This is a genomic window from Mesorhizobium sp. WSM4840, from assembly GCF_055811755.1.
The window spans coordinates 35668-49607 of sequence record NZ_JBVVQD010000030.1 but is presented as its reverse complement, the minus strand read 5'-3'; the positions used below and the strand labels follow the sequence as shown (position 1 = coordinate 49607).

9 protein-coding genes are annotated in these 13940 nt (G+C 62.2%); 4 read left to right on the top strand and 5 right to left on the bottom strand.

The window, feature by feature from the left end; genetic code table 11:
* The 3 genes from AC0L3I_RS29385 to AC0L3I_RS29375 all read right to left on the bottom strand — a co-directional run bounded on the left by AC0L3I_RS29385 (position 1) and on the right by AC0L3I_RS29375 (position 3269).
* The gene (locus tag AC0L3I_RS29385; RefSeq protein ID WP_473487251.1) at positions 1-882 is read right to left on the bottom strand and encodes a cytochrome b/b6 domain-containing protein; all 882 of its coding nucleotides are present in this window, start codon (positions 880-882) and stop codon (positions 1-3) included.
* A gap of 114 nt (positions 883-996) precedes the next feature.
* The gene (locus AC0L3I_RS29380) at positions 997-1680 is read right to left on the bottom strand and encodes a DUF1345 domain-containing protein (RefSeq protein ID WP_473487252.1); all 684 of its coding nucleotides are present in this window, start codon (positions 1678-1680) and stop codon (positions 997-999) included.
* Positions 1681-1829: 149 nt separating this feature from the next.
* Positions 1830-3269 carry a caspase family protein gene (locus AC0L3I_RS29375; protein ID WP_473529210.1) on the bottom strand — a complete coding sequence of 480 codons (1440 nt, stop codon included), beginning with the start codon at positions 3267-3269 and terminating at the stop codon, positions 1830-1832.
* Between the two features lie 381 nt (positions 3270-3650).
* On the opposite strand from AC0L3I_RS29375, the gene AC0L3I_RS29370 reads away from it, so the two are divergent.
* Positions 3651-4730, top strand: a complete 1080-nt coding sequence (locus tag AC0L3I_RS29370) for an autotransporter outer membrane beta-barrel domain-containing protein (protein ID WP_473529209.1) — start codon at positions 3651-3653, stop codon at positions 4728-4730.
* Here the strand turns inward: AC0L3I_RS29370 and AC0L3I_RS29365 are convergent.
* Entirely contained in the window at positions 4727-5194 is a 468-nt protein-coding gene (locus AC0L3I_RS29365) for a YaiI/YqxD family protein (RefSeq protein WP_473487255.1), read from the bottom strand. The genes AC0L3I_RS29370 and AC0L3I_RS29365 overlap by 4 nt on opposite strands.
* A 272-nt stretch (positions 5195-5466) precedes the next feature.
* Positions 5467-6594: an S-(hydroxymethyl)glutathione dehydrogenase/class III alcohol dehydrogenase gene (locus AC0L3I_RS29360; protein ID WP_473487256.1), complete on the bottom strand. Its 1128-nt coding sequence runs from the start codon at positions 6592-6594 to the stop codon at positions 5467-5469.
* Positions 6595-6797: 203 nt separating this feature from the next.
* On the opposite strand from AC0L3I_RS29360, the gene AC0L3I_RS29355 reads away from it, so the two are divergent.
* The 3 genes from AC0L3I_RS29355 (at position 6798) to AC0L3I_RS29345 (ending at position 13845) form a co-directional block, all read left to right on the top strand.
* The gene (locus tag AC0L3I_RS29355; RefSeq protein WP_473529208.1) at positions 6798-8810 is read left to right on the top strand and encodes an acetyl-CoA carboxylase biotin carboxylase subunit; all 2013 of its coding nucleotides are present in this window, start codon (positions 6798-6800) and stop codon (positions 8808-8810) included.
* 390 nt (positions 8811-9200) lie between these two features.
* Positions 9201-12728 carry a DNA polymerase III subunit alpha gene (gene dnaE / locus AC0L3I_RS29350; RefSeq protein ID WP_473529207.1) on the top strand — a complete coding sequence of 1176 codons (3528 nt, stop codon included), beginning with the start codon at positions 9201-9203 and terminating at the stop codon, positions 12726-12728.
* Between the two features lie 106 nt (positions 12729-12834).
* Positions 12835-13845 carry a methyltransferase gene (locus AC0L3I_RS29345; RefSeq protein ID WP_473529206.1) on the top strand — a complete coding sequence of 337 codons (1011 nt, stop codon included), beginning with the start codon at positions 12835-12837 and terminating at the stop codon, positions 13843-13845.
* The last annotated feature ends 95 nt before the right edge of the window (positions 13846-13940 follow it).

The window sequence follows — 13940 nt, the reverse complement described above, 5'->3', positions numbered from 1 at the left end:
TCACGCACTCCTTTCCGGCGCCTTGCCGCGATGCGCCGGCGGATCGGTTCGGTACCAGCCGGTGATGATGGAACGCAGCTCGTTGATCGGGCCGGCGGCGAAGATCATCAGCATATGGATGATGAAGAAGGCGACGAGCAGCAGCATTACAATGAAATGAATGGTCCGCGCCGTCTGCCGTCCGCCGAGCAGATCGTTGAGGAACGGCAGCGCCGCGTTCATGCTCGGCGACATGGCAAGGCCGGTGATGATCATCAGCGGCAGCAGCACGAACATTACGCCGCCATAGGCCATCTTCTGCAGCGTGTTGTATTCGCGCGTGTGACGGAACTTGAGCCTGGCATGATCGACGATGTCTCGCGGCAAACGCCTGAGATCGTCGATGCGCGGGGCCAGATCGCGGCGCAGATGGCCGTTGACCAGGCTGGCGACCAGCCACACGACCAGTGTCGTGGTCAGTATCCAGGCGAAGAAGAAATGGACAACGCGGGCGGTGCCGAGGTCATAATAAGAGGGGATCGTCGCCCAGGACGGGAAGGCGCGGGACGTCTCCCGACCCGCCGGCCCCGACCAGCCGAGCACACCGGTTGTGTCGAAGCGTTTGCCGAAGATTTCGGTGTAGCCGCGCGGGCCGTTTGCGGTGTTCTCGGCGCCAATGGCGAAGACGGTGTTGTTGTACGCAAATCCCGACTCCTTGCCGATATAGAGCTGTGGGCGGGCGTTGAAGATCTGCAGGCCGGAAAGCAGCATGAAGAACAGCGAGATGGCCCAGAGCCAGTGCGTCAGCCGCGTCCAGCGCGACTGCCGGTAGATCAGCGTCGCATCCTTCGGGAGGGCAGTATCTGGCCCGACGGTGGATTGGCTCCTGGCAACCGATTCCATTCTTTCGCGTCCTCCCGGCCGTTCAGTCGGCCTTTCCGATCGTTCTCCTCCCAATACGTTGCCAGCCAAAGCGATGTTTCATCCGATCACGGAATTATTACGAGCTGCCCGATACTACCGGCTCCCGAGACTGACGGCGAGGTTGACCGCTGCGGCGACGATCACTGTATTGAAAAAGAACGACAGGATCGAATGCAAAAGCACGATGTGACGCATTTGCGTGGTCGAGACCGCGGTATCGGAGGTCTGCGAGGTCATCCCGACGGTGGTCGAGAAGTAGAGGAAGTCCCAGCCGTCCGGCCGTTCCTTACCGGCAAATACGAGACCGCCGACCGGCTTTTTCTGTTTCGCTTTGCTGCCGGGGTTGGTCTCTTCATCGTTGACCCAGTAAACATGCGCGTAGTGCAGCGCTGTCATGGCGTGGATGGTGAACCAGCCGAGCGGGATCGACAGCAGCGCGAAGGTGAGTTCGACAGGGTGCGCGCTGCCCTCCCGATTGATCAATTGGAACAGCGAGATGATGGCGACGGTGACGACAATCAGCGTCACCGCAAAGATGACCAGCACCGGCTGGTCGGTGGCCCGCGCGTTCTTGCTCAGATAGCGGTCGGTGAGCAGCGGCATCTGGGCGACGACGATGACGGTGTAGGCGGCGAAAAACGCATTGGCGCCGATCGAAAGGGCCAGCGGAGTGCGCAAGACCAGCGCGATCGCCAGTGCCACTACACCGATGCAGGCCGACACCGCGAACTGCATGTGGCGGTGCAGTGGTTTCTTCAGGGGCAGCTCGGTCGTCATGGCCCGGCCTCTGATGGCGGTCCGTCTTCTACGGTGCCGAGCGTCCTTTCGGACGCGAAAGGACACTGTAACACTTTTGAAATCTGCGCATGATCCTTTCCGAACCGAAGGTGGCGAAGCAAAAAATCGATTCCGATTTGCGGCGTGCGTTAGAAAACCCCGCCGATCCCAATGCCGCCGCTGATGTCGGGCGGAGGTGCAACCGGGCGCGAGGATTGCTGCTGCGACCTTGCGGCTTTTCGGTTGCCCGCCCCCTTGCGCGCCGGAGCCGCCTCTGATGCCACCTTCGCCGGCTTGATCTTCCGCACGACCACCGGATCCTTGCAAACCCGCCCGGAGTGCAGGAACAGGTCACTCAGGAGTTCAACCGTAGGCTCGGTCGCAGATGCGGTTCTCGCGGTGTTTTTGTAGTAGTTGGCGAGCGCGCGCACGGAGCCCTTGCCCCAACTTCCGTCCACTGTCATCCGATAGCAGCCCAAACGTCGCAATTCGGTCTGGATGCTGCGCGCGAGATCGGTCGCTTTTTGGGAATCCGTTTCAGTCGCCGAAGTACCGACGATCAGCGCTTCAAGTCCGGAGACGATGCTCTGCCTGGCCCCCTCGAGGCTGGCGACCTGCGTGCCGGCGGGCTTGGCCGCAGCGTCGGGTAAGGGCGAAACCTCGACCGAACGCAATGTCTGGCCAACGATCAGCACGGCCGTCTGCAGGTCGTTGGAAGCGAGCTCGACCTTCAACCTCTCCTTGGCGGCAGGATCGGCCAGGATGCGCGACAGGCTGGCGCTGAGCTGGGCCGGGTCGAGCACTTGCTGCTCGGTGAAGTAAAACTGCTCGCGAAGGTTCGACTGATCCCACGGAACCTGACGCCCGATGGTGATTGCCTCTGTCTCGTTGCGCACCCGGATCATCATATCCGAAATGCTGAGCCCGGGAATTTCGACGTTCTTCAACAATGCCGTGGTGAAGGGGCTGTTGTCGCCCGAGCCGTCGACAGCAACGTTGCCAGGCTGTGTTGCAAAGGCAATGAACGTGTTTTCACCGACTTCGATCTGCGCGAGGCCGTCCATGGCGCTGGGGCCTTTGCCCATCGGGTTGTTACGACAGGCATCAAGAAACACGAAGGTCTGCCTTTCACGGCTGGCAAATCTCGAAATCACATCGTTGAGCTTGACCGCGCCCGCGATCAACTCCTGCAGGTTCTCGGCGTTGGGCGTATCGACCGGCAGAAGATAGTTCTCGCCCCCGAGTTGCACGCCGTGGCCAGCGTAGAAGATGAGGACAGCGCTGGCGCCTGCCAACTTGCCCTCGGCTTGTTTGAAAAGCTCGGTGAACCCGTCGGACGACAGGTTGGTTGCCGTTAGCACATCGAATTTCAGCCTCTTCAGGCTTTCAGAAAATCTGGTCGCGTCGTTTGCAGCATTGGCCAGATGCGGGAGACGGGCGCTCCGGTAGTCGGAGTTGCCGATGACGATCGCGAGCCGCTTGCCTGGCTGTGGCGACTGGCCTTCCTCGACCGCGGCTCGAACGCCGAGGGATCCGAAAAGGGAAACCAGCAGGACCACAGCAATGCGCAGGAGAAGACGGTAGCTCATGGCAAGGGCTCGTTTCGGCGCGTGACATCTTCAAGTCGCCGAAGTGTCCGCCCGACCGAAGACCGCCGCAATTTTTACACCAGAACCCAAATCAAAGGAAGCGTAAGGCGCAACCCAGCCTTCGATCTGGCCGAGCTCGGTTTCTAGAGATGCCGTGGGGTCCAGCCGGACGATAGCCGCCGCAACCATTTCGGCCCGCCGGAAGCCAGCGGTCCAGACGAAATCATATCCACGCCAGAGATAATTTGTTATGCTCCTACCAGCGCTGGCGTAGTGTTGCACCCGCATCTACTGCAGTCAGTGATGTTTTTCATAGTTCAACTGCGCATTGCATGTCCTGATATTTAAGCCAGACGACACAAGTAGCAGGGGAAGGGGACAATGAAAGGCAAGAATTGGCGTTTGCGCCTGTGCGCGAGCTCAATTTCGATTGGCGTTGCGTTGGTTTTCCTGCCTTCGAAGGCAAGCGCCTGTATCGAAGTCGAAAGTGAAGGCCCCCCTCTGCAGACGGACTGCTACGTCGGCGTGACCGTCAATAGCGCGATTGTCGACACGTCCCTGGATGCGCTTCTCAAATTGTCCGACGACATCATCCAGGCGGATGTCGGCCCCGCAAGCGCAGCTCCGCCGGCCCAGTCTCCACCGTTCGGCGTGTTCGCTTCCGGCCAGTTGGCCCACACGCAGCATGACGGCTTCACCGTTTCGGACGATTTTGACGTCTTTGACGGACCGAGCTTCGATGTCGATGAATTCTCCGCTGCCGTCAGTGTCGACGTCAATGCGGCAAAGCATTTCGGATTCGACAGCGAGCACGGATTGAACCTGGGGCTGTTCGGCGGTTATGCCTCGGCTGACGTCAATGTCGACGTTTTTGGTGTCGGTGACGCGACCAACAACAGCGGCATGTTCGGCGGCTATGGGCTTTATCGTAAAGGCACCAGCTATGCTCTTGTGGCCGCCTCGGCGTTCCTGGGCAACACGGACGTCAAGGGAAATGACGGCAGCTACGACACGCAAGGCTACGCGATAACAGGGTCGATCGGCCGCATCTTCAACTTGACCGATCGCGTGCGTTTCGATCTTCGTGGCGGGCTGTTGGGCGTTACCTTTACCGGCGACGCATACACGGACGACACCGGCACTGAATTTGGAAAGAGCCGTTTATCGTTTGGCGCGATCAAGTTCGACCCTGGGGTTTACGCCGATTACCAGCTCGGAAACGGCGTGGTCATCAGCCCCTATGCGCGCGCCGATCTGCAGCAGCGTTTCGGCTATTCGAACACGGCAAGCGTTTCTGGTCTGAAGAGCGATTTTGAGGATGCGGACTTCTCGGTGGCGCTGTCCTCCGGCTTCAATCTGAAGATGTCTTCATCGACAACCGTCAGCACTGAAATTCGCAGCAAATGGTCCGAGGACAGTTCAACCGTCAGCGGCAAGCTGGGCCTCAAGATCGCGTTCTAATCCGGTGCGGCGGATTTCAACGCACGCCGCAAGATGCGGTCGAGCTCGCCGAGAAAACGCGAGCGGTCCTGCGGCGCGAAACTGGCATTGTAGCCCTTGCTTTCGCCGGTCTCGCGCAGATGCTGCTTGAGGTCGCGCATCGCCACCGCCATGCCGATCGTTTCCGGCGTGAACGGGCGCCCGGTCGGCCCAAGCACATGGGCGCCGAGCGCCACCGTGCGGGCGGCAAGCGGGATATCTGATGTCACAACGATGTCGTTGGGCTTGGCATTGTCGACGATCCAGTCGTCAGCCGCGTCGGCGCCCTTGGACACGACGACGTTGCGGATCATCGGGTCACGTGACGGGCGCAGGCCGCCATTGGAGACGAAGGTGACGACGACGCCATGGCGCTCGGCGACTTTCTCGACCTCGGCCTTCACCGGGCAGGCATCGGCGTCGACGTAAACGGCGGGTGCGGACATGGTTCATTCCAACGCGTATGAAGCCGGGCGATTTCGCCAAGCCCCGTCGATGATATTCGAGTGGTCGCTATCCCCGCAACGCTCCGGACCTGTTGGTGGGGCTCGCTTTCTGCAACGCTGGAGATAGGCGAAATCCTTTGCGAAGGCGTCTTTCTCCCCGTCACTATACGGGGAGAAATGCCCGGCAGGGCAATGAGGGGCAGCGCAAACCTGAAGCGATTGCCTTGCTTCTTCGCGGTCCAAGTCGCGGTATCAGCGGCTGGTGGTTCTCGTCAGTAAACCACCACGCTCCTGATGCTCTTGCCCTCGTGCATCAGATCAAAACCCTTGTTGATGTCCTCCAGCTTCAGCGTGTGGGTGATCATCGGGTCGATCTCGATCTTGCCGTCCATGTACCAGTCGACGATCTTTGGCACGTCGGTGCGGCCGCGCGCGCCGCCGAAGGCGGTGCCCATCCAGGTGCGTCCGGTGACGAGCTGGAACGGCCGCGTCGAGATCTCCTGGCCGGCGCCGGCAACGCCGATGACGACCGACTTGCCCCAGCCGCGATGCGATGCCTCAAGCGCCTGCCGCATCACCTTGGTGCTGCCCGTGCAGTCGAACGTATAGTCGGCGCCGCCGATCTGGTCGGCGCCGCGCTTGGTCATGTTGACGAGATAGGGCACGATGTCGCCGTCGATCTCCTTCGGATTGACGAAATGCGTCATGCCGAATTTCTCGCCCCATTCCTTCTTGTCGTTGTTCAGGTCGACGCCGATGATCATGTCGGCGCCGGCGAGGCGCAGCCCCTGGATGACGTTGAGGCCGATGCCGCCGAGACCGAAGACGGCGGCCGTGGCGCCGATCTCGACTTTTGCAGTGTTGATCACCGCGCCAATGCCGGTGGTGACGCCGCAGCCGATGTAGCAGATCTTGTCGAAGGGTGCGTCGGGATTGACCTTGGCCAGCGCGATCTCGGGCAGCACGGTGAAGTTGGAGAAGGTCGAGCAGCCCATATAGTGGAAGATCTTGTCCTTGCCGATCGAGAAGCGCGACGAGCCGTCCGGCATCAGGCCTTGCCCCTGCGTGGCCCGGATCGCGGTGCACAGATTGGTTTTTCTGGACAGGCAGGACGGACATTGCCGGCATTCCGGCGTGTAGAGCGGGATGACGTGGTCACCCTTCTTGACCGAGGTGACGCCCTTGCCGACATCGACGACAATGCCTGCACCCTCATGGCCGAGGATCGCCGGAAAGATGCCTTCGGGATCGGCGCCCGACAGCGTGAATTCGTCGGTGTGGCAGATGCCGGTCGCCTTGATTTCGACCAGCACCTCGCCGTCGCGCGGTCCGTCGAGGTCGACCTCCAGGATTTCCAGCGGCTTTCCGGCGGCGACAGCGACAGCGGCACGGGTTTTCATCGGGGCTCTCCTCTCAGGGGCAAGTCTGCAATCGGGGCCGAGCATTAGCGTATCTGCAGGTTCTGGACTATGGGACGAATTGACAGTTCGTTGCCGGGTTTTGGCCGGCGCCGGACGACTTGCGCCCGGGGATATGCGCCAACTTGCCTTGACCGGCCGGGCGAAGCCCATAAAAGAAAGGCAGCCGAGGGAACGCAACCCGCATGTTCACAAAAATCCTGGTCGCCAATCGTGGCGAGATCGCCTGCCGCGTCATCAAGACGGCGCGCAAGATGGGCATTGCCACCGTGGCGGTCTATTCGGATGCCGATCGCGACGCCGTGCATGTCGAGATGGCCGACGAGGCTGTGCATATCGGGCCTTCGCCGGCCGCTGAGAGCTATCTGGTGCCGGAGAGGATCATCGCTGCCTGCAAGGCGACAGGTGCTGAAGCCGTGCATCCCGGCTACGGGTTTTTGTCCGAACGCGCATCCTTCTGCGAGGCGCTGGAGAAGGAGGGCATCGTCTTCATCGGCCCGAAATCCAGAGCGATCAGGGCGATGGGCGACAAGATCGAGTCGAAGAAATTCGCCAATGCAGCCAAAGTCAGCACGGTGCCGGGCTGGCTCGGCGTCATCGAGAATGCTGGTCATGCCGAGAAAATAGCCGGCGAGATCGGCTACCCCGTGATGATCAAGGCCTCGGCCGGCGGCGGCGGCAAGGGCATGCGCATCGCCTGGAGCAAGGCCGAGGTGCGCGACGGGTTCGACCGGGCGCGGTCGGAGGCCAAAAGCTCGTTCGGCGACGACCGCGTCTTCATCGAGAAGTTCGTGGTCGATCCGCGCCACATCGAGATCCAGGTGCTGGCCGACGCGCATGGCAACGCGCTTTATCTCGGCGAGCGCGAATGCTCGATCCAGCGCCGCAACCAGAAGATCGTCGAAGAGGCGCCTTCGCCCTTCCTCGACGCCAAGACCCGGAAAGCCATGGGCGAGCAGTCGGTGGCGCTGGCGAGGGCGGTCGACTATCAGAGCGCCGGCACGGTCGAGTTCATCGTCGACAGCGAAAAGACCTTCTATTTCCTTGAAATGAATACGCGATTGCAGGTCGAGCACCCGGTAACCGAGCTCATCACCGGCATCGATCTGGTCGAGCAGATGATCCGCATTGCTGCCGGCGAAAAGCTCGTCATCAAGCAAAGCGACGTCAAGCTGAACGGCTGGGCGGTGGAAAGCCGGCTCTACGCCGAGGACCCGTATCGCAATTTCCTGCCGTCGATCGGCCGGCTGACGAGATACCGGCCACCGGAAGAGGGACGGTTCGGCGAAATCGTCGTCCGCAACGATACCGGCGTCACCGAAGGTTCGGAAATCTCGATGTTCTATGATCCGATGGTCGCCAAGCTGTGCACCTGGGCGCCTACTCGGATCGCGGCAATAGACGCCATGTCCGTGGCGCTCGACAGCTTCGTCGTCGACGGCATCGAGCATAACATGCCGTTCCTGGCGGCGCTGATGCAGCATCCGCGCTGGCGGGAAGGGCTGATATCGACCGCCTTCATATCAGAGGAATATCCTGATGGCTTCGCGCCGATCGTGCCTGATAGCGAGGAGAAGGCGGTGCTGGCAGCGATCGCCACCGCGGTCGAACTGCTGCGCCGCGATCGGCTCGACCGGCTGGGCGGGCGGCTGGCGCCGCATTCGGGTGTCCTGAAACGCGACTGGGTGGTCAAGATCGGTGGGGATTACCTTTCGGCCTCGGTTATCGAAGGTATGATCTCCATTCCGATGGAGTTCGGTCTGTCGATCGACGGCGGCAAGGCGCTGACGGTAGCCTCCGACTGGCGTCCGGGCGATCTCATCTGGCGCGGCACGGTCGGCGACCGAAGAATCGCGGCGCAGATCAGGCCGGTACCGAACGGGCTTCGCATCGCCTGGAAAGGCATGTCGGTGACCGCACGCGCCATGCTGCCGCGCATCGCCGAGCTCGAAAGGCTGATGCCGGAAAAAGTGGCGCCTGACACCTCGAAGATGCTGCTCTGCCCGATGCCCGGCCTCGTCGTGTCGATCGCCGTTGCCGAAGGGCAGGAGGTCAAGACCGGCGAGACGCTGGCGGTGGTCGAGGCGATGAAGATGGAAAACGTGCTGCGCGCCGAGCGCGATCTCACCGTTTCGAAACTCAGGGCAAAACCGGGCGACAGTCTCGCCGTCGACGCGGTGATCATGGAATTCGCGTGAGGCTGAAAACAAAAAAACGGCCTCGGCGGCGGATCATTGGCGCAACATAACTGCCGTCACTTGTCAAGTTGAGCCACTGGCAGCTACAAGGCAATCGCCTTAGGTTTGCGCTGCCCCTCATTGCCCTGCCGGGCATTTCTCCCCGTATAGGGACGGGGAGAAAGCTGCCTTTCAAAGGATTTCGCCAATCACCAGCGTTTGCAGAATGGGTGCCAAGGTTGCGACCAGCCCCTTCGCCCCGTCACTATACGGGGAGAAGGGTGTCGGCCGGCGGATGAGGGACGGTGCCACAATTGGCCGGTCGAGCGCCCGCTCTCGCTGGACTCGCATCGTCCGGTGCCGGACAATACGTCTTCATCGACTGAGTCCTTTCAAGCGGCGCTAAAAACCATGGCGAATGAGACACTTCCACGCGACCCGTTGCTACGTGAGGCCTTTGTCAAGGCGTCGCGGCCGGAACTGCCGGCGCGGCCGTTCATTCATCTGCGCGTGCATTCGGCCTATTCGCTGCTCGAAGGCGCATTGCAGCTCGGCACGGTCGTCGGCCATGCGGTGAGGGATGACGCCCCGGCCATCGCCGTCACCGACACCAACAATCTGTTCGGCGCGCTCGAATTTGCGCAGAAGGCGGTGAAGGAGGGTATCCAGCCGATCATCGGCTGCCAGACCGCTCTCGCCTTTTCCGGTGAAGCCAGCGACAGCCAGCGCGACCGCAGGCGGCAAGGCCCGGAGATGCGGCCGGTGGTTTTGATCGCTGCGACCGAGGCCGGCTACAGCAATCTGGTCAGGCTGGTCAGCCGGGTCTATTTGGAAACGCCGCCCGGCGAGGCCGTGCATCTGACGACCGAGATGCTGCAAGGCCATTGCGACGGCCTGATCTGTCTCAGCGGCGGGCCGCGCGGCCCGATCGGCAATGCCTTGAAGGAGGATCGCCGCGATCTCGCCGAGACGCGGCTTTTGGCGCTCAAAGCGCTGTTCGGCGACCGGCTCTATGTCGAGCTCGAGCGGGTTTCCGGTTATGACCGGGCCATCGAGAAATCGTCAGTCGATCTCGCCTATACCAACGACTTGCCGCTGGTCGCCACCAATGAGGCGTTTTTCTCCTCACGCGACGACTATGAGGCGCATGACGCGCTGATCGCCATCGCCGAAGGTTCGGTCGTCGCCGTCGACAATCGCCGCCGCCTGTCGCCCGACAACTTTCTGAGGAGCCAGGCTGACATGGCGAGGCTGTTCGCCGATCTGCCGGAAGCGATCGACAACACCGTCGAGATCGCGCTGCGCTGCTCCTACTATCCCAAGACCCGCAATCCGATCCTGCCGCGCTTTGCCGGCGGCGATGTCGCCGACGCTGATGCGGCGGTGAAGGCGGAGGCGCAGGAGCTTGCCAGACAGGCGCATGAAGGGCTGGAGGCGCGGCTCGCGGCGCACGGTCTGGCCCCTGGCTACACAGTCGAACAATACCGCGAACGGTTGGAGTTCGAACTCGGCATTATCGAGAAGATGAAGTTCCCCGGCTATTTCCTGATCGTTGCCGACTTCATCAAATGGGCGAAGGCGCAAGGCATTCCGGTCGGTCCGGGCCGCGGTTCGGGCGCCGGCTCGCTGGTTGCATATTCGACGACCATCACCGACATCGATCCGCTGCGCTTCTCGCTGCTGTTCGAGCGCTTCCTCAATCCAGACCGCGTGTCGATGCCCGACTTCGACATCGATTTCTGCCAGGACCGGCGCGAGGAGGTCATCCACTACGTCCAACAGAAATACGGACGCGACCAGGTCGGCCAGATCATCACCTTCGGCACGCTGCAGGCCCGCGCGGTGCTGCGCGATGTCGGCCGCGTGCTGCAGATGCCCTATGGCCAGGTCGACAAGCTCTCTAAGATGGTGCCGTCGAACCCGGCCAATCCGGTCAAGCTCGCCGACGCCATCGCCAACGAGCCGCGCTTTGCCGAAGAGGCCGAACGGGAGCCGATCGTCCAGACGCTGCTCGACATGGCCCAGAAGCTGGAAGGGCTCTACCGCCACGCCTCGACGCACGCCGCCGGCATCGTCATCGGCGACCGGCCGCTATGGGAGCTGGTGCCGATGTATCGCGACCCGCGCTCCGACATGCCGGTCACCCAGTTCAACATGAAGTATGTCGAGCAGGCCGGGCTGGTGAAGTTCGACTTCCTCGGCCTGAAGACGCTGACGGTGCTGGAGACCGCGGTCAAGCTGATCCGCCGCCGCGGCATCGAGATCGATCTCGCCCACATTCCGCTCGATGACCCCGACACCTACGCCATGCTGTCGCGCGGCGAAGTGGTCGGCGTGTTCCAGGTGGAAAGTGCCGGCATGCGCAAGGCGCTGATCGGTATGCGGCCCGACTGCATCGAGGACATCATCGCGCTGGTCGCGCTTTACCGGCCGGGACCGATGGAGAACATCCCGACCTACAACGCCAGAAAGCATGGCGAGGAGGAGATGGCGTCGATCCATCCGAAAATCGACCATCTGGTGAAGGAGACGCAAGGCGTCATCGTCTACCAGGAGCAGGTGATGCAGATCGCGCAGGAGCTTGCCGGCTATTCGCTCGGCGAAGCCGATCTGCTGCGCCGCGCCATGGGCAAGAAGATCCGCGCCGAGATGGACAAGCAGCGCGAACGCTTCGTTTCGGGCGCGGTTGAACGTGGCGTCGGCAAGCCGCAAGCCGACTTCATTTTCGACCTGCTGGCAAAGTTCGCCGACTACGGTTTCAACAAGTCGCATGCCGCCGCCTATGCAGTCGTCTCCTACCAGACGGCCTATCTGAAGGCGCACTACCCGGTCGAGTTCCTGGCCGCGTCGATGACGCTCGACATGGGCAACACCGACAAGCTCGCCGATTTCCGCCAGGATGCGCTGCGCCTCGGCATCGATGTCGTGGCGCCGTCGGTAATGACCAGCTTCCGCGCCTTCGAGGTCGGCGAGAACCGAATCTTCTATTCGCTGGCCGCGCTCAAGGGCGTCGGCGACGCGGCGGTCGAGCACATCGTCGCCATGCGCGGCGAAAAACCGTTCAAGAGCCTCGCCGATTTCTGCGAAAGGGTCGATCCGAAGATCGTCGGCAAGCGGGTCTTCGAAAGCCTGATCATGGCCGGCGCGCTCGACTGCTTCGGCCACGACCGCGCCGCGATGATGGCGGGCGTCGAGCGGATGATGGGGCTGGCGTCGCTGGCGCAGCAGAATGCAATGTCGGGCCAGCACGATATTTTTGGCGCCTCGCTCGGCGCGCAGTCGCAGGCGCTCAATCTGCCGGCGACCGACCCGTGGCTTGCCGCCGACCGCCTGCACCGTGAATTCCAGGTGGTCGGCTTCTATCTCTCGGCGCACCCGCTGGACGAATACAAGGCGGCGCTGCAGAAGATGCGGGTGCAGACCTGGGCCGAGTTCTCGGCCGCCGTCAAACGGGGTGCTGCCGCCGGGCGGCTTGCCGGCACCGTCACCACCAAGCAGGAGCGCAAGACGCGCACCGGCAACAAGATGGGCGTCGTGCAGTTTTCCGACACGTCGGGCCAGTATGAGGCGGTGCTGTTTTCCGAGGGGCTGGCGCAGTATCGCGACCTGCTCGAGCCCGGCCGTTCGGTGGTGATCACCGTTTCGGCCGAGGACAGGCCCGAAGGCGTCAACCTGCGCATCCAGACCGTGCAGTCTCTGGAAGACGAGGCAAGCCGTATCCAGAAGGCCTTGCGCATCTTTGTCAGGGATGACCGACCGGCGTCGGCGATTCAATCGCAGCTTACCCAGCGCGGCGACAGCCAGGTGAGTATTATCGTCATCAAGGATGAGGCGCAGGGCGAGGTCGAGATCGAACTGCCCAACCGTTACCGCGTCTCGCCACAGATCGCGTCGGCCATGCGCGCGGTGCCGGGCGTGGTGGAAGTGGAACTGGTGTGAGCTAACGACCGTATTCCGCCAGCCCGGTCGCATTGCCCGGTGACGATGCCGCTGGTATTGTGAGCTCGGCGGCCTGGGTCTTTTTGGCGGGCCAGGGGAGCTGGTCATGGATGAGCGGGATGCCGCTGCCGAACTCCAGAAAATGGTCAATGGGTTCCAGGTATCTCAGGCGATATGCGTCGCCGCCACGCTGGGTATTGCAGACCATCTCAAGGACGGAAAACGCACCAGCGGCGAACTGGCCGCGCTGACCAATACCCATCCGCAGGCGCTCTACCGGCTGCTGCGCGCCCTTGCTTCGGTCGGCGTGTTCCATGAAGCGGAAGACCGCTTCTTCTCACTGACCCCGGTTGGCGGCGCGTTGCGATCCGATGTTCAGCATTCGGTCGCGCCGTGGGCGATTCTGGCCGGACGGCCGTATTTCCGTCGGGCATGGAGCGATCTTCAGCACAGTGTCGGCACCGGCGAAAACGCCTTTCGCCACGCTCATGGCAAGGGCGTTTGGGAATACCGGGCGGAGCATCCGGAAGAGTCCGTCATCTTCGACCGGGCGATGACGGCCACGTCGCGTGGCGTCGCCGCTGCGGTGATCGCGGCCTATGACTTCCGGCCGTTCTCTGTCGTCATGGATGTCGGAGGCGGGCAGGGCGCGCTGCTTGCCGAAATCCTCCGCCGCAATCCCGGCCAGCGCGGCATTCTTTTCGATCAGCCGCAGGTCGTGACGAAGGCCGGCCCGGTCTTTGAGGCTGCGGGCGTGGCCGATCGCTGCGACATCGTCGCCGGCGATTTCTTCGTCTCGGTGCCCGAGGGCGCCGATGCGATCGTGCTTAAATGGATCCTGCATGACTGGGACGACGACACAAACATCCGGATCCTGAAAACCTGCCGCCGGGCGATGCGCCCAGAAGGCAAGCTGCTGGTGCTCGAGAGCATTCTGGCGGCGCCCAACGAAGGCGCCAGCGCAAAATTTGGCGATCTGAACATGCTGGTCATGCCGGGCGGGCAGGAGCGCACGGCGGAAGAATTCAGGTTGCTGCTTGCGGCGTCGGATTTTCGGGTCGCGAATATTGTTGAAGCCGGACCTCGCATCAGTGTCATCGAGGCGGAACCGGTCTGACTGCTTTCCGGGTCTGAAACTACCCGACGAAGGCGACTGAAATGCGAGACTAGAGCGCGGTTTTGGTGGAACCAAAACCGCGCTCTAGCTCTTTG

Excerpts from the sequence above, each read along its gene's own strand:
- AC0L3I_RS29385 (WP_473487251.1), bottom strand. The coding sequence starts at position 882 with ATGGAATCGGTTGCCAGGAGCCAATCCACCGTCGGGCCAGATACTGCC.
- AC0L3I_RS29380 (WP_473487252.1), bottom strand. The coding sequence starts at position 1,680 with ATGACGACCGAGCTGCCCCTGAAGAAACCACTGCACCGCCACATGCAG.
- AC0L3I_RS29375 (WP_473529210.1), bottom strand. The coding sequence starts at position 3,269 with ATGAGCTACCGTCTTCTCCTGCGCATTGCTGTGGTCCTGCTGGTTTCC.
- AC0L3I_RS29370 (WP_473529209.1), top strand. The coding sequence starts at position 3,651 with ATGAAAGGCAAGAATTGGCGTTTGCGCCTGTGCGCGAGCTCAATTTCG.
- AC0L3I_RS29365 (WP_473487255.1), bottom strand. The coding sequence starts at position 5,194 with ATGTCCGCACCCGCCGTTTACGTCGACGCCGATGCCTGCCCGGTGAAG.
- AC0L3I_RS29360 (WP_473487256.1), bottom strand. The coding sequence starts at position 6,594 with ATGAAAACCCGTGCCGCTGTCGCTGTCGCCGCCGGAAAGCCGCTGGAA.
- AC0L3I_RS29355 (WP_473529208.1), top strand. The coding sequence starts at position 6,798 with ATGTTCACAAAAATCCTGGTCGCCAATCGTGGCGAGATCGCCTGCCGC.
- dnaE (WP_473529207.1), top strand. The coding sequence starts at position 9,201 with ATGGCGAATGAGACACTTCCACGCGACCCGTTGCTACGTGAGGCCTTT.
- AC0L3I_RS29345 (WP_473529206.1), top strand. The coding sequence starts at position 12,835 with ATGGATGAGCGGGATGCCGCTGCCGAACTCCAGAAAATGGTCAATGGG.